This is a genomic window from Okeania sp. SIO1H4 (genome assembly GCF_010672695.1).
Classification (GTDB): domain Bacteria; phylum Cyanobacteriota; class Cyanobacteriia; order Cyanobacteriales; family Microcoleaceae; genus Okeania; species Okeania hirsuta.
In genome coordinates, this window is sequence record NZ_JAAHGB010000006.1 from 445,639 (window position 1) to 471,228 (window position 25,590).

The 25,590-nt window shown below is 35.8% G+C and carries 21 protein-coding genes and 2 pseudogenes; 16 read left to right on the top strand and 7 right to left on the bottom strand.

Annotated features, from left to right (window positions below):
• Positions 1–637 precede the first annotated feature (637 nt).
• On the bottom strand, positions 638–1,540 hold the full coding sequence (locus F6K06_RS06290) for a hypothetical protein (RefSeq protein WP_287273186.1): 903 nt from the start codon (positions 1,538–1,540) through the stop codon (positions 638–640).
• 99 nt (positions 1,541–1,639) lie between these two features.
• Positions 1,640–2,206, bottom strand: coding sequence for a Uma2 family endonuclease (locus F6K06_RS06295; RefSeq protein WP_124144349.1), 567 nt, complete (start codon positions 2,204–2,206; stop codon positions 1,640–1,642).
• A 523-nt stretch (positions 2,207–2,729) separates the two neighbouring features.
• On the opposite strand from F6K06_RS06295, the gene dacB reads away from it, so the two are divergent.
• Positions 2,730–4,151, top strand: a complete 1,422-nt coding sequence (gene dacB / locus F6K06_RS06300; RefSeq protein WP_287240271.1) for a D-alanyl-D-alanine carboxypeptidase/D-alanyl-D-alanine-endopeptidase — start codon at positions 2,730–2,732, stop codon at positions 4,149–4,151.
• Positions 4,142–4,264, top strand: coding sequence for a hypothetical protein (locus F6K06_RS06305; protein WP_287240270.1), 123 nt, complete (start codon positions 4,142–4,144; stop codon positions 4,262–4,264). Before dacB ends, F6K06_RS06305 begins: the two co-directional genes overlap by 10 nt.
• A 599-nt stretch (positions 4,265–4,863) precedes the next feature.
• Here F6K06_RS06305 and F6K06_RS06310 read toward each other — a convergent pair.
• Positions 4,864–5,821 (bottom strand): annotated as a pseudogene (locus F6K06_RS06310) (transposase).
• Between the two features lie 810 nt (positions 5,822–6,631).
• Between F6K06_RS06310 and F6K06_RS06315 the strand changes: the two are divergent.
• The 6 genes and pseudogenes from F6K06_RS06315 (at position 6,632) to sufU (ending at position 12,458) form a co-directional block, all read left to right on the top strand.
• Positions 6,632–7,123, top strand: a complete 492-nt coding sequence (locus tag F6K06_RS06315; RefSeq protein ID WP_287240268.1) for a (2Fe-2S)-binding protein — start codon at positions 6,632–6,634, stop codon at positions 7,121–7,123.
• A complete protein-coding gene (locus F6K06_RS06320; protein WP_287240266.1) occupies positions 7,110–8,126 on the top strand; it encodes a xanthine dehydrogenase family protein subunit M in 1,017 nt (338 codons plus the stop codon). Before F6K06_RS06315 ends, F6K06_RS06320 begins: the two co-directional genes overlap by 14 nt.
• A 251-nt stretch (positions 8,127–8,377) precedes the next feature.
• Positions 8,378–8,428 (top strand): annotated as a pseudogene (locus F6K06_RS34515) (hypothetical protein); the annotation flags it as partial.
• Between the two features lie 284 nt (positions 8,429–8,712).
• Positions 8,713–10,920: a xanthine dehydrogenase family protein molybdopterin-binding subunit gene (locus F6K06_RS06330; protein ID WP_287240264.1), complete on the top strand. Its 2,208-nt coding sequence runs from the start codon at positions 8,713–8,715 to the stop codon at positions 10,918–10,920.
• Positions 10,921–11,475: 555 nt separating this feature from the next.
• The gene (locus F6K06_RS06335) at positions 11,476–11,919 is read left to right on the top strand and encodes a hypothetical protein (protein ID WP_287240262.1); all 444 of its coding nucleotides are present in this window, start codon (positions 11,476–11,478) and stop codon (positions 11,917–11,919) included.
• A 98-nt stretch (positions 11,920–12,017) separates the two neighbouring features.
• Entirely contained in the window at positions 12,018–12,458 is a 441-nt protein-coding gene (gene sufU / locus F6K06_RS06340) for a Fe-S cluster assembly sulfur transfer protein SufU (protein WP_287240260.1), read from the top strand.
• Here sufU and F6K06_RS06345 read toward each other — a convergent pair.
• Positions 12,455–12,637, bottom strand: a complete 183-nt coding sequence (locus tag F6K06_RS06345) for a hypothetical protein (protein WP_287240257.1) — start codon at positions 12,635–12,637, stop codon at positions 12,455–12,457. The two genes, sufU and F6K06_RS06345, sit on opposite strands and share 4 nt — an antisense overlap.
• 2 nt (positions 12,638–12,639) lie before the next feature.
• On the opposite strand from F6K06_RS06345, the gene F6K06_RS06350 reads away from it, so the two are divergent.
• From F6K06_RS06350 to F6K06_RS06365, 4 genes are all read left to right on the top strand, one after another.
• The gene (locus F6K06_RS06350; RefSeq protein ID WP_287240254.1) at positions 12,640–12,960 is read left to right on the top strand and encodes a CU044_2847 family protein; all 321 of its coding nucleotides are present in this window, start codon (positions 12,640–12,642) and stop codon (positions 12,958–12,960) included.
• 319 nt (positions 12,961–13,279) lie between these two features.
• Positions 13,280–14,767 carry a SulP family inorganic anion transporter gene (locus tag F6K06_RS06355; protein WP_287240252.1) on the top strand — a complete coding sequence of 496 codons (1,488 nt, stop codon included), beginning with the start codon at positions 13,280–13,282 and terminating at the stop codon, positions 14,765–14,767.
• A 25-nt stretch (positions 14,768–14,792) separates the two neighbouring features.
• Positions 14,793–14,966, top strand: a complete 174-nt coding sequence (locus F6K06_RS06360; protein WP_287240249.1) for a hypothetical protein — start codon at positions 14,793–14,795, stop codon at positions 14,964–14,966.
• Between the two features lie 42 nt (positions 14,967–15,008).
• Positions 15,009–16,016 (top strand): Gfo/Idh/MocA family protein, encoded by a 1,008-nt coding sequence (locus F6K06_RS06365; protein ID WP_287240247.1) that lies wholly within the window; start codon positions 15,009–15,011, stop codon positions 16,014–16,016.
• Positions 16,017–16,581: 565 nt separating this feature from the next.
• Here F6K06_RS06365 and F6K06_RS06370 read toward each other — a convergent pair.
• Complete coding sequence (locus F6K06_RS06370; RefSeq protein WP_287240246.1) at positions 16,582–18,663, bottom strand: HAMP domain-containing sensor histidine kinase; 2,082 nt, start codon at positions 18,661–18,663, stop codon at positions 16,582–16,584.
• 291 nt (positions 18,664–18,954) lie between these two features.
• On the opposite strand from F6K06_RS06370, the gene F6K06_RS06375 reads away from it, so the two are divergent.
• The 4 genes from F6K06_RS06375 to hemG all read left to right on the top strand — a co-directional run bounded on the left by F6K06_RS06375 (position 18,955) and on the right by hemG (position 23,965).
• Positions 18,955–19,110, top strand: coding sequence for a hypothetical protein (locus tag F6K06_RS06375; protein WP_287240243.1), 156 nt, complete (start codon positions 18,955–18,957; stop codon positions 19,108–19,110).
• Positions 19,111–19,627: 517 nt separating this feature from the next.
• Positions 19,628–21,190 (top strand): cryptochrome/photolyase family protein, encoded by a 1,563-nt coding sequence (locus tag F6K06_RS06380; protein WP_287240239.1) that lies wholly within the window; start codon positions 19,628–19,630, stop codon positions 21,188–21,190.
• Between the two features lie 733 nt (positions 21,191–21,923).
• A complete protein-coding gene (locus tag F6K06_RS06385) occupies positions 21,924–22,160 on the top strand; it encodes a DUF2811 domain-containing protein (protein ID WP_124155209.1) in 237 nt (78 codons plus the stop codon).
• Positions 22,161–22,501: 341 nt separating this feature from the next.
• The gene (gene hemG, locus F6K06_RS06390) at positions 22,502–23,965 is read left to right on the top strand and encodes a protoporphyrinogen oxidase (protein WP_287240237.1); all 1,464 of its coding nucleotides are present in this window, start codon (positions 22,502–22,504) and stop codon (positions 23,963–23,965) included.
• Positions 23,966–24,211: 246 nt separating this feature from the next.
• On the opposite strand, the gene F6K06_RS06395 is transcribed toward hemG, so the two are convergent.
• A complete protein-coding gene (locus F6K06_RS06395) occupies positions 24,212–24,898 on the bottom strand; it encodes a response regulator transcription factor (RefSeq protein ID WP_124145786.1) in 687 nt (228 codons plus the stop codon).
• Positions 24,899–25,263: 365 nt separating this feature from the next.
• On the bottom strand, positions 25,264–25,494 hold the full coding sequence (locus tag F6K06_RS33795; protein ID WP_338043210.1) for a zinc ribbon domain-containing protein: 231 nt from the start codon (positions 25,492–25,494) through the stop codon (positions 25,264–25,266).
• Positions 25,495–25,590 lie beyond the last annotated feature (96 nt).

A 25,590-nucleotide genomic window follows, 5' to 3' on the forward strand; every position in this document is an offset into this window, starting at 1 on the left:
AGCATATTTCATCTTAGTAAGGTACAACTGTGACAGACAAGGCTCCTGTGTTACAGTTTTTATCATTAGACATCTCCAGAAAATAAATAACGGGACTTAAAGCATTGTATAAAACTAGCTTAATCCTGAAAATTAACCATAAAAAATCTTTTTTATACCTTTTTCCTGAAAATCTATATTCCTGTTGCCTGTTGCCTCTAAGAGCAAGAAGCCCATTCTTTTTCGGAGATGCCTATTAATATTTGTATTTCATATACTTGGAATTTACTGTATATTATACCAAGCGTGAAAAAATAATTTTACGAATAGTAAGAAGAATAAAAAGAAAAATGCAGGATATGCCCTTTGACAAAAACGATGATTTCCGATCTAAAAAACGCTTTAAATACTATTCATTCTGACTCCTGACTCCTGAGGACTGACTCCTAAGAAATATCCTAGCTATTTGTAGCAAACATTTATCAAATTGGTATTACTTACTTATTTTGGGTTAGCAAATATCAATTACAGGACTTACGCAAGTGAACTCAGAAACCGGGTTTCTCGTAGATGTTTACTGTCAAAAACAATGATTTACCCTAGAAACCGGGTTTCTTGGTGCTGAATATACTCTTGCAAAAAAAATTACGATCCACCACTACCTAGAAATCTTCTCTTGGGTAAGTGCAACAGCATCTATTTTAGTAGGTTCCTTGTTTCTATCTCTTCTTAAGAGAATATTAACGGCCTTAAAGGTTATAGCTTCCTTCATTCCATATATATAATCTCCAGTCTCTTCATTCTGACCAATAACGTGTTTCCATTGTGACGGTGCTACTACTAAAGATTCACCTAATGATTCCCATTTATCATCTTTGAAAAAGAAAAGCTCGACCTCAACCTGCTGATTTTTTTCCTGAACTCGCATACGGTATTCTCTTTGAGAATTAGGTTGACTATCCAAGGTGACATAGGGAAATTTAGAACCATCGCGCTCTTCTGGTTGTACGCCAGGAGTAAAATCTGGATCTATATGCAGTCTTATGAATCCAGGGATAGTAGGTTCTTTAGGACGTATCCAAGCTCTAAGTTCAGGATTTTCCCTAACCTGACTGAAACTTTTTGGACAGGGAGAAGCATCTTCTGTGAGAATAATTTTAACATCTTGACCAACCTTCCCATTCCAACAGAAGGGTGAATTCTCGGCATATTCTAAGCCTAAAATATAAGTATTTCTCGGCTTTGTTGCATCTTCTGGAAAAATCCCTCTCCAATACAAATTAATCGCACCATTACTTGGATCGAGAGGACTTATTCCTAATTTGGCTAACTTCAGTGATGCAATTTGAAAATCACCATCTGAAATTAAATAACCTGAATCAATACGAAGTTTTGAACGTAGTCGCCAATTTCCTTGACTATCAAAGTCATCTTTTAATAAAACTGTCTCATTTGAACTAAATTTAAAATCAAAAATAAAGGTTTTTTCAGAGAAAATTGCTATACTTACTACCATGCTTGCTACCAGAATAAGAACCAGTAAATAATTTTTAATTTTCATTGATTTAGTAAATTAATTTGTGGTCAGTTAATAATACTACTAATTAATCACAAAAATCAAGGAATAACAAAAACAAGACTTACACACCAACCACTAAATCTAAAAATCCCACTCCATAAATAAGTCTGTTACTGGTAATGTAAAACCTGGTAAAATATCTTCTCCATCTAAATTATCAGCAACTTGTAATAATTTATCTGGTTGTGGTTTATGGTTGATTAAAATTGATTTTTCATCAGGATTAATTACCCAAACTAACCGACAGTTATTTTCAAAGTATTCAACAATTTTTTGATGTAGTTCCTCAAATGTATTATTAGGATAAATCACCTCTACTGCTAAATCGGGAGCACCTTGAAAATCACCTTTAGGTAATCGCTTTAATCCTAATAAACGGTCTTTGGAAACAAAATAAATATCTGGAGAACGTTTATTACCAGATTTGAAAGTAAAGGCTGTACTAGAATCGCAAGTTACACCTAATTTTTTAGGACGAGCATATAATTCTATTACACCACATAGATAAGCGGTAATATTACCATGCTCCATTCCCGAATTTCCCATATCAACAACTTCTCCATTAATTAATTCATAATGACTACCATCTTCTGATAAAGCTCTAAATTCTTCATCAGTTAATATCTTATTTTCGGTTGCTATATTCATCAATTTATTCTGCTATTTTGTGATATTTTTTTGTGATAATTTAATTAAGTAATTTAATAATTTATCAAATTAGCCCAATTACATTTTAGATCATATCAAATCTGCTTGCTATGGTTCCCGTTTGCGTAGTATAAACTAGGAGAAAATTGGAGTATATAGAATTTATACTGTCAGTAGGGGCAAACTGCCGTTTGCCTCTACAATATTGATTCTTATTACTAAATGCCAAATAATACTAAAGAAAAGCGGATTTGGTATCATAGCAATTTGAAAAAAGAATGTTACAAATAATAAGCAACATGAAAATAATTTGTAGGAAATATATATTTGACTAAAAAGATAAATTACTACATAAAAAATGGTATCAAACCTATTTATTCTGACTCCTGACTCCTGTCTCCTGACTCCTAAGCAGTAACCTATTTATTTGCAGCAAATATTTATCAAATTGGTCTCACACTCTATTTTTAGTCAATAGCAAATGTTTAAACTTTCCCTCAAACAAGTTACAATTACTTTTCTTATGGTATTTATCAATCCATTAATAGCACTTAGTCAGGAAACTGCTACAACAATTTGTTCCTCTGAATTAAGTAATCGGATTGATGCTGTAATTAACCGCCCAATTTTTAATCGTTCTCGGTGGGGAATTTTAGTCGAAACTTTATCGGAAAAAACTACAGTTTATAACCGGGATGCTAAATATTATTTTATTCCTGCTTCTACGGCTAAACTATTAACAACTGCAGCAGTATTACAAAAACTTCGCCCTCAATTTAGAATTAGAACTTCAGTTTATGGTGATGGGAATGGCAATATATATATTGTGGGTAGAGGCGACCCTAGTTTAACAGAAACTCAACTGCAAAGTTTGGCTGAACAATTAAAGGAACAGGGGATAGAAAATATTAATCAATTAATTGCTGATGATAGTTATTTTGAAGGAACAGGAGTTAATCCTAATTGGGAATGGGAAGATGTTCAGGCTGGTTATGGCGCACCTATTAATAGTTTAATCCTGAATCAAAATGCTATAGATTTGGTTTTGTCGCCTCAAAATTTAGGTCAACCTTTACAAGTTACTTTTGTTAATTCTGTTGAAGGTCAAAAATGGCAGATTGAAAATAATTCGGTGACTGTAGGAAAGAATGAAAAAGAATTTGTTGAGGTAGGAAGAGATTTTATTCAGCCAATAATTCGGATATCTGGGCAACTAAGAGTTGGTTCGACATCGGAACCTGTTTATATGGCGGTTGTAGAACCTGTGGATAATTTTTTAAATAAATTTCGTGAAGTTTTAGCAACAACAGGAATTCAGGTTTCTCAAATAGTAAAAAAATCACAGATTGCCTCTAATATAAATTTGAATGAATTAGCTTTTGTGGAGTCTCCAACATTAGCGGAATTAGTGGAGGAAGTTAATAGAAAGAGTAATAATCTTTATACAGAAGCTTTGTTACGGCAAATGGGAGTTAGGAGTAGATTAATTCCTAGGAAAAAATCTAATAATCAGACTTTAGCAAAAAGTTTGGAGGAGGTAAAAGTAATTTTAACTAGGTTAGGAGTTACTCCCAATAGTTTTGTTTTAAATGATGGCTCTGGTTTGTCTCGTCATAATTTAGTTAGTCCGGAAGCTTTGGTACAAACTCTCAGAATAATGGCTAATTCTCCTTGGGCAAATATTTATAGAAATTCTTTACCTGTGGCTGGTGTAAATGGTACATTGAGTAGACGTTTTAGAAATAGTTTTGCGGAGGGAAATGTACAAGCAAAAACAGGAACAATTAGTGGAGTTTCGGGTTTAGCAGGATATATTCAACCTGCTAATTTTGAGCCTTTAGTATTTAGTATTATTGTCAATCAGTCTGACTTAGAAACCAAAGATTTGAGAAGTGCTATTGATGAAATAGTTTTGTTATTGACTCAGTTAAAATCTTGTGGTTAGAAGAAGGAAGAAGGAAGAAGGAAGAAGAAATAAAAAGGAAAAAGTGGATGGGGATAGTCTTCGACAAGCCGCTCCGCGTCTACAAACCTCAACTAATTGTAAACACCATGTAGACAGTGGGGTATTAAACCCAAAAGAAAAAGATAATTTTTGGAGTAGTTAAAAATTATTAAAGTAGCACTCAGCAATCAGCAATCAGCTTTTCAAGGTGTATAATGGGGGATTAAAACCCCCATAAAAGGCACACCACGCGCTTTTTCAAATATAGTGGGGGACTTAAACCCTTGAATTTTTAGCTGACAGCTAAATGCTGTTTGCGGAGCATTCTGGAACTGAAAAGCTGATAGCTAGTTAAATTATATTAATTCACATTAATATACAGCAGATTCCACTTTGGTACACCGATCGCGAGCAAGATGCCCGCACTATAAACATTTAATTGTTAATTTCTGTACTTCTTATGCAAGGAATCTGCTGTAATACCAATAGTAAAGTTTTTCCCTGAATCTATCCCACTATTTTTTTTTACAGGTTTATTTGTTTAACAGGACTTACGCAAAGACACTATATATAGTGCATAATAATTTTGGCGATCTTCACTATAGTTGTGTGCGATCGCTTCAGTCTTAATTCAAAAAAACTTCAGCTATTCAAGTTAAACAAGTTTCATTTTAATTGAAGGATATTTCAATTCTGAGACCAGATAATCTGATCACAATTCATGCTTAACTTGATAAATAGTTTTTCCTATTTTCACAGCTAACCTCTTTAAAAAATTCCACACCAACATCGCACAAGCAATATGATTTTTTTGAATTTTACCCAGAGGACCAAATCCAAAACTTTAGACCTGTTAATTGCTTAATTTCTCTGTGGAATTCTTCAATTTTCCATCTGGTTTTAATCTCAAATTCTACATCATCTACTGAAGATTGACTTAAGTCATTAGTTACAATATATTCTGTTATATTGGCAGAAATAGTTGCCCATAAACCTTTACTTTCTTATGTCTTGGAAACCCTTTAATTTGAATTATTTTACCTGATATTTTTTCTGATTCATTCCAAGTTAATTATCCAATCTTTTGATATTTTTCTACACCACCCGTATCATCGACTAAACGATTTGTTTTTAATGGACAATAATAAATTTTCCCTAAATTATCTATCAAGGCCATTAATCTTTGTGTTGCATACCAGCTATCCATTAATAGAGTTTTAAATGGTAGTTTTTTATGGTTTACAGCATGAAAAATCATTTCTTCAACATGATCAAACTCACGTTTTTTTGTCAGTATCTGGATCATAAATTATATAATCTATTATCCAAAAATGTTCACTTTTAGGATGGAAATAAATACAGTTAACTACTCCTATTCCTCGAATTACTTGATGTTCGTTACCACTATATTGTCTGCGAACAATTTCAATTTGATCAGAGAACTTCTTATTAATAACTGTATCATCAAAAATTAGATAACCTTGTTTGTAAGTCACAATTTCTTCTTTGACATTTCGCCATAAATCTAGATAGTTTAAATTTGCTATTCTTAAATAACGATTAATTGTATCATGACTAATATCTTGTAGATGATTTGCTAAATTTCTGATGGTATAGTTTGTTTGAGGATTGAGTAAATATTGACAGTAATCAACATAAGTAAAATCCATATTTTATACATTTATACAATAATAAAATCATCTAACAATTATATTTTTTGAGTGAATTTATTAAATAAATTTAAACAATTTTTACTAAAAATTTATGCTCTGATTACTACTAGAAAACGACTGGTATTTTAGATAGTATATGTCCCCAAAAACTATGAACTATAATCGAACCTACTCAAATTAGAAGATACACTACATATAGCGTACCTGCGTAAGTCCTGTTTAAGTAAAATGTGTTTTAAAAGCTGAAATTTTCGTTTTTAAGTCTCAAAATATTTAGGGTTTTTAGCAAAAATCTTAGGTGGTAGTGCATTGTCATGGTCGTGCATTGTCATTATTTTTGTAACCAGACACAGTAGTGGGAGCATCTTGCTCCCTTTTGAACTTTCCTAACGTTTCCTTCCAATGCTATACCAGATATAGTAGTGAGATAATCTTGCTCCCTCCCTTCGAGGATGCCCGCACTAGGCATTGTTCATCTGCATATAGCATTACTATGCAGGACTATCAAATCTTATACAATTTCTGAATAGTAATGCTATGTTTGATTAACATCTCCCTATCTCCCTATATCCCCATATTATGATAAAAAAACTTAAAAATTACTTCGGTTAAAAGTGAAAAAGTCTGATATTATTTTAGTTGGTACAAAACTTACGCACAAGGCACGAAAAAATAGTGTTTGAGATTGCTTTCCGTTCCGGACTGCTCCGCAAACCCTATCGGTCGCAATGACCGAAATACACTCTACTGCGTAAGTCTTATGGTAGTTATGACAGAATAGTTATCTAAATTTTACAGATTATTAAAATGTTAGAAAAAGAAAAAATAGCACTAACATTAAAAATTAATGGAGTGCAACATCATCTAGAGATAGAACCTCGCGTGACTCTGTTAGATGCACTGCGAGAATATCTAGGTTTAACAGGGACAAAAAAAGGATGCGATCGCGGAGAATGTGGAGCTTGCACGGTATTAGTTGATGGAAAACGAATTAATGCTTGTATGACTTTGGCAGCAATGCAAATGGGAAAGTCAATTATTACTATTGAGGGTTTAGCAGAAGATGGACAACTCCATCCAGTGCAAACAGCTTTCATTGAGCATGATGCCTTTCAATGTGGTTATTGCACTCCCGGTCAAATAGTTTCCGCAGTAGGTTTACTAGCAGAAACACAACCAAAGTCAGATCGAGAAATTCGGGAAGGTATGAGTGGCAACCTTTGTCGCTGTGGTGCTTATCATCATATCGTTGCAGCAGTTCGTGAAGTAGTGGAGAAAACAGAAAATGCAGCCATTTAGTTATGCCAGAGTTAATGAAGAAAATACCGCCATAAGCACAGTTTCTCAGGATGAGACTATATATTTTATTGCTGGTGGTACAGACTTAATAGGTTTAATTAAAGATGGCGTACAAACACCAAAGCAAGTTCTAGACATCAACTCTCTGTCTTTAGACTCAGTGGAAGTCGATGCTGACAACAACCTCCGTATCGGTGCTTTGGCAAAATTGAGCGATGTTGCCCGTTATTCCACAGTGAAAAATTCCTATCCTGTCATTTCAGAAGCAATATTAGAAAGTGCTTCTCCTCAACTGCGGAATATGGCAACAGTGGGAGGAAATTTATTACAGCGTACCCGTTGTAATTATTTTCGCGACCCAGTTTTTCCTTGCAACCGTCGTATTCCAGGTACGAGTTGCCCTGCTATAGAAGGTTACAATAGAATGCACGCTATTTTAGGTACGAGCGAATATTGCATTGCCACTCATCCTTCAGACTTGGCAGTAGCATTAGTTGCTTTAGGTGCAGTAGTTTGTATTCAGGGTAAAACTGCACAACGTCGAGTGCCGATAAATGATTTTTATCTGTTGCCTGGAGATACACCTCACCGAGAAAATGTTTTAGAGCATGGGGAGTTAATAGTTGCCGTAGAAGTGCCTGCTGTTTCCTGGTTTAGCAACTCCCACTATCTCAAAGTACGCGATCGCGCCAATTATGAATTTGCCCTAGTTTCTGTAGCTCTTGCTCTGGAAGTTGAGCAAAATATTATTAAATCTGCGCGACTAGCATTAGGAGGAGTTGGTACAAAACCTTGGCGTTCCCAGGAAGCAGAAACAGCATTGCAAGGAAAACCGATAAATGAAGCAACTTTTTCTACGGCAGCAGAAGTAGCTTTGGCACAAGCAAAACCACAACAACATAACCAGTTCAAAATTGAACTAGCTAAACGTAGCATTATTCGTGCGCTGTCAACTGTATTACTTAGGAGTCAGGAGGCAGGAAAGAAGAAGAAACAGGAGTAGAAGGAGAAAGTTTTTTGTTTGCTGGCGTACAACGCATCCTATCTCCTAATGTTAGGAGCCGGATGAGCTGGAAACTCTCAAGTCCGGTTTTGAAACAGAGGTGAGGGATAGTGATATCCCCATCGACTGTAACTATCCAAGTTCTCAAATATGTTCAAACTGTGGGCATCAACAGAAAATGCCGTTAAACTTGAGAACTTACGTTAGCGGAGCTTTGCGTTAGCAAATGTAGTGAATGCGGTTTTGAAGCTGACAGAGATTTTAATGCTGCTGTCAACTTGAAAAACTATGTGTATAAGTAGCTTGAGTTCCAAGCGAGTTTAAGCCTGTGGAGAGAATAAGTTACAGACTGCGGTCAGTGGTTCTCACAGAAGCAGGAAGCTAGCTCCAAAACCCTATTGGATAAGTTTGGGTAAGTTTAGTAGAACGGAAGAAACAATAAGAAACCCCCAGTAGAAGGAGAAAGTTTTTTGTTGAGCTGGCGCACAACACCTCCTTTCGGCATGAAGGGCGCAAACGTTAACGGTTTTGCTTCGCCAAACGCAAAAAAAATAACTATTACGAACTATTTAAGTAAACACCAAACATGAACAAAGTTATCGGAAAACCCATCAACCGTGTAGACGGAAAACTTAAAGTTACAGGTGGCGCACGTTACACCGCTGATATGCCAGTTGAAAATTTGACTTACGGCGTATTAATAGAAAGCACCATTGCTAAAGGCAAAATTACCAAGCTCGAAACTACCGCAGTAGAAACCGCTCCCGGAGTATTGGCAGTCATTACCTACCGCAACGTTCCCAAATTTAATCAAATTACTTTTTTTCCTGGTGGGCAAAGTCTTCCCATTCTCCAGGACGAGAATATCTATTATCAAGGACAGCACATTGGGATAGTAGTGGCAAAAACTTTAGAGCAAGCTCAGTATGCAGCTACCTTAGTTAAAGTTGAATATCAAACCGAACAACCAACTATAGATATAGATGAAGCACTCCAACAAGGATATTATCCAGAAAAAATTTTTGGTGGAATGTTACCCGCTCATATATTCAGAGGCGATATTAACTCCGGGCATTCCCAAGCAGAGGTATTAGTCGAACAAACCTACAGTACTCCGATGGAAAACCATAACCCCATCGAACCCTCAGCAACTCTCGCAGTTTGGCAAGACGACCGCCTCACTCTCTACGAAACAACTCAAGGAGTTTATTCTGCACAAAAGGCGATGGCTAAAGTTTTCGACATTCCCCCAGAAAACATCCGCGTCATTTCTGAATTTCTCGGCGGTGGGTTTGGTTGTAAAGCACTTGTTTGGTCTCACACCATCCTTGCCACTTTGGCAGCGCGTTATTTGAAGCATCCAGTTAAACTAGTGCTTGCCCGCGCTCAAATGTATACGTCCGTCGGATATCGCGCCCCCACTAAACAACATCTTACCCTCGGCGCAACAAAAGAAGGCAAACTCACACTCATCAAACACATCGGCGAAACTATAACGTCACCCTTTGACGAATTTACCGAACCCGTGACAATGACAACAAAGATGATGTATCGCTGCCCCAACATTGATACCAACTATCGCCTTGGCCGTATCAATGCTGGCACTCCCACTTTTATGCGGGCACCAGGGAAAGCAGCGGGAATGTTTGCCTTAGAGTCAGCAATGGATGAACTTAGTTACGCTCTAGAATTAGACCCCATCGAACTCCGGGTCCGCAACCATGCAGATGTAGAACCTGCTACTGGGCATCCGTGGTCCAGTAAATCTCTCAAAGAATGTTATCAGCGAGGAGCAGAAATATTTGGCTGGAAACACCGCAACCCCAAACCAAGGTCTATGAGTGACGGCGAAAGTCTAATTGGTTGGGGCATGGCCAGTGCAACTTTTCCTGCGGGTAGTTTTCCTGCTACTGCTAAAGTAACTATATATAATAGTGGGGAAATATTAGTCGAAAGTGCTACCCATGACTTAGGTACAGGAACTTATACTGTGATGACACAGGTTGCTGCCGAAGTTTTAGGGGTATCTGTGGAACAAGTAGAATTTAAACTTGGCGACACTAAGCTATCCAAAGCGCCACTTACCGGAAACTCGACTACAGCTAGTAGTGTGGGTACGGCAGTACAAGCAGCAGCAATGAAAGTTCGGAGTAAAGTTTTAGAGATAGCAATTTCTGATTCTGACTCACCCCTTTATCAGGCAAAACCGGAGGAGGTAATTTTTGAGTCTGGGAAATTATGCTTGAAAAATAATCCTGCTGTCGGAGAAAGTTATCAGGAAGTTCTGACTCGTCATGGTTTAGAAAATATTGAAGCGGTTGGTGATAATGCATCGAAACAGCAACAGCAGAAATATGCCAAATATTCTTTCGGAGGAATTTTTGTGGAGGTGCGAGTAGACAGTTTGTTGGGAGAAGTGCGAGTGACAAGGTGTGTTGGTGTTTATGGTGCTGGACGTATTCTCAATGCCAAGACTGCCCGCAGTCAAATGATAGGCGGTATTACTTGGGGTATTGGTATGGCGTTGATGGAACATACTATTATGTCTCCTCACTACGGACGTATTCTGAATCATAATCTTTCTGATTATTTGATACCCGTGCAGCTAGATGTGCCGGATATTCAGGTGCAGTTTGTGGAGGAGGAAGACCCCTATGTTAATGCTCTGGGAACTAAGGGTATTGGGGAACTTTCTATAGTAGGAGTTGCAGGAGCGATCGCTAATGCTGTTTATCATGCCACAGGTAAGCGTATTCGAGATTTGCCTATTACTCCAGATAAGTTATTAGAATAGAAGGAAGAAGAAAGAAGGAAGAAGGAAGAAGGTAATAATACCATGTCCGGTTGAATACTTAAACTTTGGAACAAGTAAGGCAAAAAGAAAAAAAAGGTTAGAAGGGAGAAAGTTTTTTTATCGCTAATTATCCGGACATGATATAAATTGTGATTTTTACTTGAAAAACTAAAAGAAAATAAATTATGATACATAAATCATCAACTGTTTTTACTTTTACCAAAAAATTGTGGTATAAAGCCTCCCCTTTTAAGGGGATAAAAAGAAAAATTTTCCTTAAGCGTAAATCCTCTCCTTTAAAAGAAGAGGTAATTGTTAATTATTAATTATTAATTATTAATTGTTTAACTTACTTCCTTTGTTATTTTTGGTGTTTTCATGTTACCAATTATTCCACCTCCGAAGGGGTTCAGAATCTTTTATTCGCCTAACAGCGACCTCCTATTAGTTTACCGTCCAAACGGTATGACATACTTACTTATATTCTCAGTTATCTGCTTTTTTATCTGGATATTATTTTGTTTTTTTATTGCTACATTATTAATAACTTCATTTATGCTGACTCAAGATTATTTAATCAGTATTTTAACTTTTCTATTTTTTTTCATTCCCTTAATTTTGTATTTTTTTGCGGCTAAAATATTCAATCAAATCTATATAATTCTCTATTTTTTTCTAGGTAAATTAAGTTTTGACTTTAGATTCAATTGCTTAATTTTTACCAAAGATATAGGTATTTTAACAAATGAAATACAAGAAATTAAACGGTCAAAAATTCAATATGTACAACAAGTTAAAACTAGCGGTTTTAAAGGAAATAGATTTTCATCGTGGGGCTTATTAATCAAAACAGCAAATCGAGAGTATAATCTTCTTTCCTATCAATCTTATGACAAAACTAAATGGCTAGGTAATGTTATTGCTGCGTGGGCTAAAGTCAAGTACTTGCCATTATCGCCACTTCGGGTCAAGGAGTCAGGAGTCAGGAGTAAGAGTTAATTAAAACAATAACAGAAGGAAGAAGATTGATATAATTACTTAATAATTAAATTTTCACCTCACAAAAACATTCTTTTTTCACAGTTGATATAACACCTATGAACACTCAAAACCATCTTCGTAACCTCCAACACCAAACAATTCTTAAACGTGCTAAATATCCACAAAATCAAGGAAAAACAAACCCTATAGACCGCTATCAAATAGGAGATAATCCCTTATGTGGCGATCGTATTGAACTGACAATAAAATTTAGTCAAACAAAGCAAATTATAGAAGATATAAAATTTCAAGGAAAAGGTTGTGCCTTAACTATTGCTTCCGCAGATTTAATGGCAGAAATATTGTTAGGAAAAACTAGAGAAGAAGCCTTAGAAATAACAGAACAATTTCGTCAAATGCTCAAAGGAGAAATTAGTCTTTCCGATAATTTACCAAAACTAAATATTTTTCAAGGAGTTGCCCAATTTCCCATCAGAATTAAATGTGTTTTACTGAGTTGGCACACCCTGAAAACAGCACTAGAATCACCAAATTAATAAACTTTATCCCATTTAATTTTTTTGAAGAAGGAAGAAGTAGTATTTAATTCTGTAGGGTGGGCTGCAACGCACCGATACCAATTAGTGGCAAACAAGTTGAGTTTTTGTATATCTATATTCTGAAAATCACTGAAATGTGCTTGAATAGAATAGCAATTAAATTTAGTAATAAACATATATGGCCACCAGATTAATTGAACTAGAAGATGGCATTTTGGTTGAAGCAGAAGTTTCAGAGAATGAAGCCAAACCAATTTCTAAGAATGTTATTAAACAAGTTAAATCTAGTTTTGCTAAAGTTAAACCTATATTAATAAATATTAGTCGTCCAATTACTGATACTTGGCAAGAAATTAGTAAAGATATGGAAATTGAACAAGCTGAGGTGGAAGTAGGTTTGAATTTTGAGGGGGAAGGTAATTTATATATTACAAAAGAAAAAATTGGTACAAATTTAAAAGTTAAATTAGTGCTGAAACCGAAAAAATCAGAGAATTAATAATACCAAATCTCAAAAACTTTTCTATGTTTTCTTGAGCGCGGGAATGACCCCTAACCCATCCCAGGAGGTAGTAAACATAAGAATAATATGCACTTACTAGCTAATAATCACTCTTAACTTTGCCACATTAGAAAAGTTATTAATAGCAAATATTTCCCCATAAATCTGTCTAATTTGATTACTTTGCCTAATTTACTTAGGGATATGATGAATCATGTTAAGATACCACGCCTAACTGCAGACTCTTCGCGGAGCAAAATTTGCCTTTGACTTCCAGGGAAAAGGATTAACTGTTATTGTGCTAGAAATGGGGAAAATGAAAGATATATTAACGAAACAAGCCTGGTTTTCTAATGTCCAAAAAGATTTATTAGCAGGCGCTGTAGTGGCTTTAGCCTTAATTCCTGAAGCCATTGGTTTTTCTATTATTGCTGGTGTCGATCCAAAAGTAGGGTTGTATGCTTCATTTTGTATTGCTATTGTGACAGCTTTTTTAGGTGGGCGACCGGGAATGATTTCCGCAGCAACCGGAGCTATGGCGTTGCTGATGACAAGCTTAGTTAAAGATTATGGTTTAAATTATCTATTCGCAACCACTATTCTCACAGGTATCCTGCAAATTTTTCTAGGATGGATTAAGTTAGGAAATCAAATGAGATTTGTTCCTAGAGCAGTAATGTTAGGATTTGTCAATGCTCTGGCAATATTAATTTTTGATGCTCAACTAACTCAGTTTGAAGATGCTTCTATCTGGGTTTATATAATGGTAGCAGCAGGATTAGGCATTATTTACGGGTTGCCTCGCATCACTAAAGCAATACCTTCTCCTTTAGTTGCTATTGTTGTCATCACTGGGTTCGCACTGACTACGGGATTAGACATACCCACTGTAGGAGACATGGGAACATTGCCCGATGCTCTACCTAGTTTTGCCCTACCAATAGTACCACTCAACTTTGAAACCCTCGATATTATCCTGCCTTATGCTTTGGCACTTTCTTTAGTGGGGTTACTAGAATCATTTTTAACAGCTAATGTTATTGATGACCTCACCGATACTTCTAGTGATAAAAATCAGGAAGCAGTAGGACAAGGAATTGCTAATATTGTCGCCGGATGTTTTGGTGGAATGGCAGGATGTGCGATGATCGGTCAGTCGATGATTAATATTGGGTCTGGTGGAAGGACGCGACTCTCGTCTTTAAGTGCAGGCATTTTTCTATTTGTTTGTATTATTCTGCTAAATGATTGGGTGGCGCGTATTCCAATGGCGGCTTTGGTTGCAGTGATGATTATGGTCTCTATCAGTACCTTCCATTGGGATTCTATTCGCAATCTTCGTCGAGTACCCAAGAGTGAAACAGCAGTGATGATGACAACTGTGTTTATGACAGTTTTGACTCATAACTTAGCTATTGGAGTTGTTGTTGGAGTGGCGTTGAGTGCAATTTTCTTCAGTCGTAAAATTGCTGCGCTGATTTTCGTTGACTCTTATTTAAAAGAAAATGGTGTTGAACGTATTTACAGCGTTAATGGTCAAGTATTTTTTGTTTCTGTGGAAAATTTTCTCAACACCTTTGATTTCCGCGAACATCTTGAGTCTGTAACTATTGACCTAACTCATGCTCATTTATGGGATCAATCTGCTGTAGATGCAGTAGATAAAGCTGTACTACGTTTTCGGAGACGAGGTATTAAAGTACATTTAATTGGTTTGAATGAGGCGAGTGCAACTTTATTAGACCGTTTGACTACTCATTCTAGCAAACAAACAATTTTTAAAGAGGGGCGGGTTATTCATTAGATATCTTCTTTAGGGAGATGGGGAGATGGGGAGATGGGGAGATGGGGAGATGGGGAGATGGGGAGATGGGGAGATAGAGAAATATTTGGTAATGGTTGAAGATGGAACATTTTTTCCTATCTTCTTTGCCGTGAAAATCTATTCCCTATTCCCTATTCCCTACTATAATTGCCATACTAGCCTAAATATGATAGGGTGAAAAAACTACGATAAAATCAGCTATATTTTTACATCAAAACTAATGGAAATAGGAATTGCTATATTTGGTGCAGGTCGTTGGGGAACTCACCTAATTCGTAACTTCTGCAATCATCCTCAATCTCGTGTTATCGCCATAGTAGACCCTAACCTAGAACAGTTACAAGCAGTTCAAAAGCGCTTGCAATTGGACCAAAATATCGTATTATTACAAGATTGGACAAAAGCTTTAGAGTTACCAGGAATAGAAGCAGTGGCGATCGCTACTCCTGCTTCTACCCACTACGAAATTATTAGTGCTGCTCTGAAAAAAGGTTATCATGTTCTTTCGGAAAAACCTTTGACTCTTGAATATTCAGAGTCAGTGGAATTATGCAAATTAGCTGAACAACAACAACGTCAACTTTTTATCGATCATACTTATTTATTTAATCCAGTTGTCCAAAGTGGTCAAACTATCGTAGCAGAAGGTAAATTAGGAGAATTACGCTATGGGTACGCTACACGCACTCATATTGAACCTGTACGTCCAGATGTAGATTCTCTCTGGGATTTAGCAATTCACGATATCTGTATTTTGAACAGTTGGCTCGATCAAAGACCTGTGGAAGTACAAGCAAATGGCACGGTTTGGCTACCTCAACAACCCCCACAATCAGATTTAGTGATGGCTAAACTTACTTATCCTAGTGGTTTTCAAGCTTTTTTACATTTATGTTGGCTAAATCCTGATAAACAACGTCGTTTAGGAGTAGTAGGTACTCAAGGAACATTGATTTTTGATGAAATGTCTGCAGATGCACCTTTAGTTATTCAGCACGGTCATTTAGAAGAGCAAAATAATCGCTGGAAAGCAGTAGGTGTCAGTCGGGAAGTTTTAGCGATCGCCAAAGCTGAACCTTTAGGTCAAGTATGCAATGAATTTTTAAATTGTATTCGTCAGAATACTGCTTCACAAATTTCTTCTGGTTGGGTGGGTGCTGAATTAGTAGGAATCTTATGTGCTTTAAATGATTCTCTTGAGCAAGGAGGAAAAGTAATACCAGTTTAATAAATGTTTGCTACATTTTTTTGAGCAGGGGAGCAGGGGATAAGTAAACATCAGAATAATTTATACGCTACTGAGGTACTAATTATCAAAGATGTCATTGCGCCTATGTTATACCAATTTGAAAAAAGAATGTTACGAATAGTAAGAGCGATAAAAAAACTTTATAGGAAATGCCCCTTTGACTAAAAAGATAGTTTACGCCCTAAAAAATGGTATTAAAGACATTCCGATACGACTCCTGACTCCTGACTCCTAAGAAATACCCTAGATATTTGTAGCAAACATTTATCAATTTGGTATGAATTATTGCTCTGCTAATTAACTATCAAAGCATTGACATATAAAAGTTTCAGCCTTCTTAAGTTGAAAAAAGTGCCAGCTTTTCGGTCAATAAAGCTCATGCATGGAGCGCATTTTGTGCAAGAGTTGGACAGAAAAATTAAGGGACAATTATTCCAACTACATCCTCTGTAATTCCCATTTTTCCTGACTCCTGACTCCTGACTCCTAACTCCTAACTCCTGATTCCTGACTCCTACCCTCTTTCTGCAATGTTTAATTAACTCTAAGAATTTAATTGCATTTCAGTTTGAATATCTTGTTGTTTCTTGATTGGCATAATAATATCAACTGTAGTTCCTTGGTCTACTCCCTCACTATAGAGATGAATACTGCCATTCATCATTTCCATCAGACCGCGAGAAATAGCTAATCCTAATCCATTTCCTCCAAACTTACGCGTTTTTGTACCATCTACCATCACAAAAGGCTGAAACAGTTTATCTTGTTGCTCTGGATTAATACCAATTCCCGTATCTTCAATCTTAACTAAAACCCGATTTTCTTTCCCACCATAATTATCAGATAAATTATTTGTATTTTCAGCAACAATAAAGTTATTGTATTCTTGGATAAGACAAATATTAATACTTCCTTTTTCCGTAAACTTAATTGCGTTACTTATAACATTTTCAAACACTTGCTTCAACTTTTCTTGGTCAGCATTAACAATTATTACTTGTTCAGGAATATTTAGTTTTAATAATAAAGATTTTTGTTTAATATATTCTCTAAATGAATCTATTGTTTCGTGTAATAATTTGCCAATATTGACATCCTGCAAATATATCGATAAAGTTTCTGAATCAATTCTACGAATATCTAGGATATCATCAATAATTCCTAGTAAATGAATTGCAGAATCATTAGCTTGTTTCAAAAACTCCTTTTCTTCTTCTTTCGTATCACAAAATCCATCATCAATCAATTGAATAGAGCCAATAATTCCATTGAGTGGAGTTCTTAATTCATGAGAAATATTAGCCAAAAATTCGCTTTTTAACTGGTTAGCAACTTGAGCTTCTTTAGAAGTAACTTCTAATTTATTTGCCCATCTTTTAAGCCTATAGACCATACTTTCCAATGCAATTGCTAATTGATTAAATTCACGAATTCTTAGACTTATAGGTACTTTATTGGGAGAGTCTAAATCATTGACAGCAAGAGCATAATCTCTAAGTTTTTCCAAAGGACGAGCTAAATCGCGAGCCAAATAAATAGTTGCCATAACACTAGCACCAACTAAACCAAAAATCAGAATAATTAGAACCTTTTGAACTTGTCTAAGACCAGATAAAGCAAAGTCTATAGGTGTAATAGCTAAAACAATCCACTTTTGATCATCATCACGGTCTACAGGACTAGAAGTTGGTGCATATCCTACTAAAAATTCATCATCTGCTGATAATTTTAGCCCTAATAATTCAGGCAATATCTTTTTAAATTCATCAATAAATTCTCTCAGAGGATTACTATTACTCTTTTTTGAAATATCTATTTCTTCAAAAGAGAATATGTGGATAAAATCTTTTCTACCTTCCTGTGCATTTCTGATAATATGTTTTAGTCTTTCTGCATCTGGTCCATCAGAAATATTACGCCCTACTCTATCAGGATCTGGACTAGCTAAAATTGTACCTTTATAATTAATTACTACAGTTGAACCTGCCAGTGAACCTCTTCTGCGATTTGTTTGCATTGGTAAATCCGACTTAATGCTTAAGGCATAACGCAATTGTCTTTCACTACCTTCAGCAACATATACTGGTACACTCAAACCTAAGCTAACTTGTTTTTTCTGAGCAACTGTATCATCACTTGAGAAACTATCCGAGTTTAACTGTTCTGGCCATATATAACTTATATCAACATTAGACATCTCTCTAATTAGCTGTCTGTGCTGCGCAGGCCATATATTTAGTGATGGAGAATTTATTGATTCATCATCACAAGTATTAGCTATAATCTCAGAAGTTTGTAAGTTACTCAATTGAACGCATCTTACCTGAGTTGGTAACATTTGGTATAACTGCTCAACATATTTTTGATACTCTTCAGTTTGACCAGATTGAAGTACATAACTTTCGCTAGCATTAATTAGATTAGATTCTAAAGATTTAGCCCAAAGTTGAATATCTTCGGCCTTTCTGTCTGCGCTTTCTTTCAGATTTTGACGAGCAGTGTCTAGAAGTGTAGAACGTGCTTTTCTGTAGATGATATACTGTCCTAGTATTAATACTGGTACAGTAAGTAGTAAAATTCGCGACAGCAGAATCCTACGAAAGGAGGATTGAACTTGCTTAATCATAAGATTTTTTACTTAAGCTGCAACTTGCAACAATTTTGACAATTATTTGCGTTTTTATTTCTGAGGATCTCCGAAAACTATAATTATTATCTATGAATATGGAACTTATCAGACTTCAGTTAATTTGATTTTAGTTTTTTATATATTAACTCTTTTATGGTATACCGCATTTGATAATATTGCCTAGGCAATATAAAAGTTCTAAACTAAAAAAAATTTGAGATTTTGCCATTAATACAAATTAACTTTAATCGCATAACTACTTACATTTCAAATTATATATGCTAGATATTGTTCATAGATTTTTTTATATGTAGTTCTGCTTATTTTCATCTGAAGAAGGAGACAGGAGACAGGAGACAGGAGGAAAATTACATGGGGATTCTAACCCCAAGTAATTTTGAACACCGTGTAGACGGTGGGGTATTAAACCCACAAAGAAAATGATAAAAGATATCTTTAGTGACTGCCATATTATACCAATTCAAAAAAACAATACCACAATAGTAAAGCTAAGAATTAAATAACGAAGAATAAAAGAAAAATAAATAATGATGTAAATATGTACTAAATAAGATTGGTTCTGTCACCTCTATGGATACACTTTTAATTTATTTTTTGTAGATTTGTTTTTGATAGTTAATCTTATACTCTGAAACAAATCATTTTTTTTAACTTTAAATTCCTCGTCAATGAAATTTATTTATCATCACAAGTATTTTGATGAATTGTTCAATAAATATATTTTATAGTCATAATCTTGAATTTAGTGAAAAACATCTCTAAAAATTTCAAATTCAACGAACTCTATTTATGGCGTTGCACAGTGACGAATGATTTTATATTTTTGATGAACAGGATTTTGGATTTGATAATTGCTAGAATGACTAATTAATAGTTTTTTTTAGTTAAAGTCTAAACTAATTTTTGGTAATATCATTCCATAATGTGCAACCCCCTATTTATGAATATAGGAATCTGGGTCTTAGGAGACCAAATCAATATTAATCAAGCAGCTCTTCAAAGTTGCACTGAAAAAGATAACATTTTTGTGATTATGATTGAATCCTTAGAACATATCCAAGTTCGACCATACCATCAGCAAAAATTGGTCTTAATTTGGTCAGCTATGCGTCATTTTGCCGTTGAGTTGCGTCAAGCAGGTTGGCAAGTTACACACACAGTATCCACAGATTTTGAAACACCACTTAAACACTGGATCGAAACTAATCAAATTACTGAACTACGGGTAATGAAACCCAATGATAAACCTTTTCTTGAAGTCATTAAAAATCTCCAAATCCCCTGCGATCTTACAATAATTCCTAATAACTTGTTTATTTGGCATGAAACAGAATTTAAGGAATGGGTTAGAAAGAGAAAACGCTTATTAATGGAATATTTTTATCGAGAAGGACGTAAACGTTTAAAAATTTTAATGAATCAAAATAAACCTGTAGGAGAAAAATGGAATTTTGACAAAGAAAACCGCAAATATCCCAAAGGCAAATTAAATACACCACAAACTTTATGGTTTCAACCAGATGAAATTACTAGAGAAGTTATTAATCAAGTTAAAGACTTGAATTTTACTAAATATGGAGAAATAGAGCCTTTTCGTTGGGCGGTAACTCGTCAACAAGCACTGCAAGTACTAGACAATTTTATTCAAAATAGTTTGCCTAATTTTGGTGATTATCAAGATGCTATGGTAACAGGGGAAGAAACCTTATGGCATTCTCTACTTTCTCCCTATATTAATCTTGGTTTGCTACATCCTTTAGAAGTAATTAAAAAAGTAGAGTTAGCTGATCAAAATCAACAATTAAAACTAAATAGTGTGGAAGGTTTTATTCGGCAAATTTTAGGTTGGCGAGAATATATGCGGGGTGTTTATCTTCTCATGGATCATGAATATTCCCAGTCTAATTGGTTTAACCATAATCAACCACTTCCAGAGTTTTTCTGGGATGCCAATAAAACAGATATGAATTGTTTACATCAAGTTCTAATTCAAGTACAAAATACAGGTTATGCTCATCATATTCAACGTTTAATGGTATTAAGTAATTTTGCTTTAATTTCTGGTATTTCTCCTCAAGAAGTAGAAAATTGGTTTCATGCAGCATTTATTGATGCTTATGATTGGGTCATGCAAACTAATGTTCTGGGAATGGGATTATTTGCTGATGGAGGTATTCTGGCATCAAAACCTTATGCTGCTTCTGCAAATTACATCAACAAAATGAGCGATTATTGTAAAGATTGTGTTTACGACTGGAAAGTTCGAGTTACATCACCTCAAGACAAGGGCAATAATTCACCAGCTTGTCCATTTAATTATTTTTATTGGGATTTTCTGGCCAGACATCGGGATAAACTTAAATCCCAGGGTCGTATGAACTTTGTTTTGGCTAACTTAGATAAAATAGACTCTGAGGAATTAGAAAACATTCATCTAAAAGCAGAAAAATGGCACTCTCAAAAGACTTCTTGTAGAAGTCAGGGAATAGGGAATAGGCAATAGGGAGTAGGGAATAGGGAGATAAAATTGTTGATTTCATAGTCTTGAATTGATTTAATTAACACTTTTGCTAGAGGTCTACTGTATTTGACATCTCAATTGCTTAAAACTCAGACAACGCAAGATTTTTCCTTCTTCCTTCTTCCTTCTGCTATACCAGAGGGCAAAAGGGAAAAACTGGCGATATAGCGTTACGCATAAAGGTTAGGACATGAATAAAAGCTGAAACCCTTTTGTATTGTCCTATTGCCTATTGCCTATTGCCTGTTGCCTGTTGCCTGTTGCCTTGCGCGTAGCGCTATATGACTTTTGACTTTTGAAATTTGACTTTAGCAAAGAGTTCAGAATTCTTATTTTTTACCATAATTTTCCACATAGATTCCACAGCATTTCCACAAGCAAGTTCAATGTTTTCCACAGATTAAACAGGTTTTTCCACAGATTTCAACGACATCATCATACTCTTGCAAATGAATTGGGGATTTTGTTCAGTGGGTAGTAAACAGCTTCATATTAGTCGATTTTTATAAAGTTTTATTACAAAAAGTTCCCCGAAACACCGATTATTTCGTAAATCTTTTATTTATTGAAAGTCTGCTGTAACATTTCTCTACATTGACAACCATACCCCCCCTTAGTACACAATAGTGCGACATTAGTAGTTCAAAGTCAGTGGTTTGTGGCCATAACTAGGGACTATGAAGAAGAAAAAATATACAGAGAATCTTACTTAAACATGAACTTAAGCGTTAGTATTTTGGCCGAAATTCCTGAAGCACTCCATGAATCTCTTAAAACCTACTTAGAAACCCACCCTGACTGGGATCAAGACCGTGTATTTTCAGCAGCTTTGTCACTATTCCTGTTACAAAATGGAGATAGTGGTACACCAGAAACATCTCTTTGTTATCGGCAAGCTGCTAGAGTTTACCTAGAAACTCTTTTCCAACATCATGATATAAGCAGCATTTAGTGGTGCATATATTGAACCTCTCTTTGCTGCTGATACTAATGTATTCTAAATTACTAAATTGTTATATGGCTTAAGCTCTGCTTTATAGTAGGGTTATTTTAAAGTTCGATACGGAGAATAATTTTGAAATACGAAGGTAATAGGGAGGTAGATTAGTAGGAAGATGAAATAAGTTTGTACTATTTTCAACTAATGCAAGTCTGAAACATTTTCCCACTACCTTAGTTAAATCAGAATTGAGCTAAAAGTATCACACTTTGAAACTAAAGTAGTTTAAATGACAAAGCTATGGTGAAATACTAAAACTTGAAACTATAGTAGAACTAAATTTTTAGGAAAAAATGACTGAAGTTTTAGATGTCTTAGTTGTTGGCGCTGGTATTAGTGGGTTAAGTTTAGCCCATGCACTGACAAAATTAGGTAATAATTCACCCTTAAAGATTTTAGTTGCTGAAAGCCAAAATCGAGTAGGGGGAAATATCACAACAGTTTCTTTAGGAGACTTTCTTTGGGAAGAAGGACCTAATAGTTTTTCTCCCACACCGGATTTTTTAAAATTGGCTGTAGATGTTGGCCTCAAACAGGATTTAATCTTTGCCGATCGCAAACTGCCTCGCTATGTTTATTGGAATGGTCAATTATTGCCAGTACCTATGAGTCCAAAAGCTATGCTACAGTCTAAGTTACTGAGTAATGCTGGTAAGTTACGCGCTTTAGTTGGCGCTCTGGGCTTTGTTTCGCCTGCTATTGGCGATCTGTCAGAGCAAGGTGGAGAGGAAACTGTATCCCAATTTTTCCAGAGACATCTTGGTGCTGAAGTGATGCAGCGACTGGTGGAACCTTTTGTTTCTGGTGTTTATGCAGGAGATCCTGGTCAACTGAGTGCTAATGCGGCTTTTGCTAAAGTGGCTCGAATGGCTGACTTAGGTGGTGGACTTGTCGCTGGTGCTTTGTTGTCTGCCAAAAAAAATCGTAAGTTCAAGGTTGCTCCCGATCCTAATATTCCTAAGACTAAAACTGGCGAATTGGGTTCTTTTCGAGGTGGTTTGGAGGCATTACCAAAAGCGATCGCTTCTTCTTTAGGAGAAACAGTTAAATTAAATTGGCATCTTACTGGTATTCGCCGCACTGAACAACAAACTTATATAGCAGAATTTTCTACTCCCAATGGTACTGAGCAAATAGAAACTCGTACTATTTCTCTTTCTACTCCTGCTCGTGTTTGTGCAGAGTTATTCAAAACTTTGCAACCTGAAATTGCTTCTATATTTAATGAGTTTTATTATCCTACTGTTGCCTGTGTAGTCTTGGCATATCCTGATACTTCTATCAAGGTTAAGATAGATGGCTTTGGTAATTTGATTCCTAGAGGTCAAGGTATCCGGACTCTTGGTACTATTTGGTCTTCTACTTTATTTTCTGGTAGGACTCCTCCAGGATGGCAAATTTTTACTAATTTTATTGGGGGTGCAACAGACCCGGAAATTGCGAATTTAGATAGTGAAGCGATCGTACAACAGGTACATCAAGATCTTTGCCAAACTCTGTTAAAACAGGATGCCGAACAACCAAAAGTTCTCGCGGTGCATTTATGGTCTCGTGCTATTCCTCAATATAATTTAGGCCATAATCCTAGATTGGAGCAAATTAATAATAGCTTAAAATCTTTGCCTGGTCTATATCTGTGCAGTAATTATACTGGTGGTATAGCTTTGGGAGATTGTGTTCGCAGTGGGACAGAAGTAGCTACTAAGATTTATCAAGGTTTACAAGTCAAAAGTCAAAAGTTAGAAGTTAGAAGTTAGGAGTTATATCAAACCCGTAGAAAAAATAGGCATCGCTGGAATGTAATGGTAACTAGGTGAAGGTAAGTTTGAAAAACTTATGCTTTGCGTTGATATTTAATCGGGACTTACCCACAATCAAAAATCATGGTAGGGGTTAACGGCCGTTAACCCTTACAAAATTCTCAATTCACTTAATTTTTTTTGGCAATATTATGTTCAAATTGAGCTTTTTCTTGAGCTTAATGTTATGTATGATTATCAAAATCAAACATCAAGCTTATAGCCAATACCTCTAACCGTTTTTATCCTTGGAGGATTTTCTTTATTATTCTCTAGCTTTTTGCGTATTTGGCCAATATGCACGTCAACGACTCGCTCATCTCCCATATATTCATAATCCCAGACTTCTTGGATTAAATCAGACCGTTTCCAAGCACGGCCAGGTTTTCCTGCTAGGCAGTGTAATATATCAAATTCCAAGGCCGTCAAAGCAATTAATTCTCCATCTACTTTCACCTCTCTACTCTGAGGGTCAATAGTCAGGTTTCCTAATTGAATACCCTCTGGTTGTGAGTTGGAAACTAATCTCTGACGTTTTAATATGGCTCCGACACGAGCGCCTAATTCTACTAAACCAAAAGGTTTTGTGATGTAATCATCTGCACCCTCTTTAAAACCGTGTAATTTACTATCCTCATCTGCAAGACTGGTTAGCATTAGCACAAATACATTTGTATTACTTTGCATTTTTTTGCAAAGTTGAAACCCTGTGGTATCAGGTAAGTTTACATCTAATACTACTAGGTCTGGTGAAAATTTATTGAATAATTCTATAGCTGTTTTACCATCTCCAGCAGACTCTACTTGATAGTTTTGTTGGCTCAAATACCGATGAATTAAAGTTCGGATGGCTGGGTCGTCATCAACCGCAAGGATCTTTACAGGGGCCATGACATAAATATCAGGATAAACTAAGTACGATATAAGTGACATACTCCCACACTAACCATTCGGTATAGTGTAAGCTCTCTCGCTTCACAGTCCTGCTATTGCATCGGACTCCACGAGCTTTAAGGACGGGATGCCCCGCCGCCCTTTTTGCAGATCGAAAAACTACGCGCCTAGCTTCGCGATCAGATTTTATGCTTACCGCCGATTCATTTCACATCAAATTGAAAATTATGGTGTGAGGCTTCTCCACGGTTTAGGTGACATACTCCCAAACTAAGCTGGGGCTATAGTTTGGGCTTCTCGTTTCGCTGCCCTGCCATTGCATCGGGCAAGCGCGTGCTTTAAGAACGGAATGCCCTGCCGCCCTATTTTTTATATTTATTGCCACATTTAAGTCGCGGTCTAACAATACCGCAATGTGGGTAAGAATGAGTTCGTATTTTTAATTTTTTATCGACTTTTTCCCCACAATTTGAGAAATCTTGGCTAGTATTTTGAGGATTCACAACTATAGTTTTCTGTCCAGCATTTTCGGCTTTGACAGTCAAAATCAACAGAAATTGACCCCATCCAGCATCGTTAATTGATTTACTCAAACGGGTCTTTGATAGTCCTTTAAATAGCACAAGGAAACTACTTATACCTACAACCAAACTTACCTAGACTATTATATCATAGCGACAGTAACTTAC

Bases quoted from the DNA above. Each gene is read 5' to 3' on its own strand.
- F6K06_RS06335 (WP_287240262.1), top strand. From the start codon at position 11,476: ATGCTGACTCAAGATTATTTAATCAGTATTTTAACTTTTCTATTTTTT.
- F6K06_RS06330 (WP_287240264.1), top strand. From the start codon at position 8,713: ATGAACAAAGTTATCGGAAAACCCATCAACCGTGTAGACGGAAAACTT.
- F6K06_RS06380 (WP_287240239.1), top strand. From the start codon at position 19,628: ATGAATATAGGAATCTGGGTCTTAGGAGACCAAATCAATATTAATCAA.
- F6K06_RS06385 (WP_124155209.1), top strand. From the start codon at position 21,924: ATGAACTTAAGCGTTAGTATTTTGGCCGAAATTCCTGAAGCACTCCAT.
- F6K06_RS06290 (WP_287273186.1), bottom strand. From the start codon at position 1,540: ATGAAAATTAAAAATTATTTACTGGTTCTTATTCTGGTAGCAAGCATG.
- F6K06_RS06360 (WP_287240249.1), top strand. From the start codon at position 14,793: ATGGGGAGATGGGGAGATGGGGAGATGGGGAGATGGGGAGATGGGGAG.
- F6K06_RS06370 (WP_287240246.1), bottom strand. From the start codon at position 18,663: ATGATTAAGCAAGTTCAATCCTCCTTTCGTAGGATTCTGCTGTCGCGA.
- F6K06_RS06350 (WP_287240254.1), top strand. From the start codon at position 12,640: ATGGCCACCAGATTAATTGAACTAGAAGATGGCATTTTGGTTGAAGCA.
- F6K06_RS06295 (WP_124144349.1), bottom strand. From the start codon at position 2,206: ATGAATATAGCAACCGAAAATAAGATATTAACTGATGAAGAATTTAGA.
- F6K06_RS06395 (WP_124145786.1), bottom strand. From the start codon at position 24,898: ATGGCCCCTGTAAAGATCCTTGCGGTTGATGACGACCCAGCCATCCGA.
- sufU (WP_287240260.1), top strand. From the start codon at position 12,018: ATGAACACTCAAAACCATCTTCGTAACCTCCAACACCAAACAATTCTT.
- hemG (WP_287240237.1), top strand. From the start codon at position 22,502: ATGACTGAAGTTTTAGATGTCTTAGTTGTTGGCGCTGGTATTAGTGGG.
- dacB (WP_287240271.1), top strand. From the start codon at position 2,730: ATGGTATTTATCAATCCATTAATAGCACTTAGTCAGGAAACTGCTACA.
- F6K06_RS06315 (WP_287240268.1), top strand. From the start codon at position 6,632: ATGTTAGAAAAAGAAAAAATAGCACTAACATTAAAAATTAATGGAGTG.
- F6K06_RS06365 (WP_287240247.1), top strand. From the start codon at position 15,009: ATGGAAATAGGAATTGCTATATTTGGTGCAGGTCGTTGGGGAACTCAC.
- F6K06_RS06320 (WP_287240266.1), top strand. From the start codon at position 7,110: ATGCAGCCATTTAGTTATGCCAGAGTTAATGAAGAAAATACCGCCATA.
- F6K06_RS06355 (WP_287240252.1), top strand. From the start codon at position 13,280: ATGAAAGATATATTAACGAAACAAGCCTGGTTTTCTAATGTCCAAAAA.
- F6K06_RS06345 (WP_287240257.1), bottom strand. From the start codon at position 12,637: ATGTTTATTACTAAATTTAATTGCTATTCTATTCAAGCACATTTCAGT.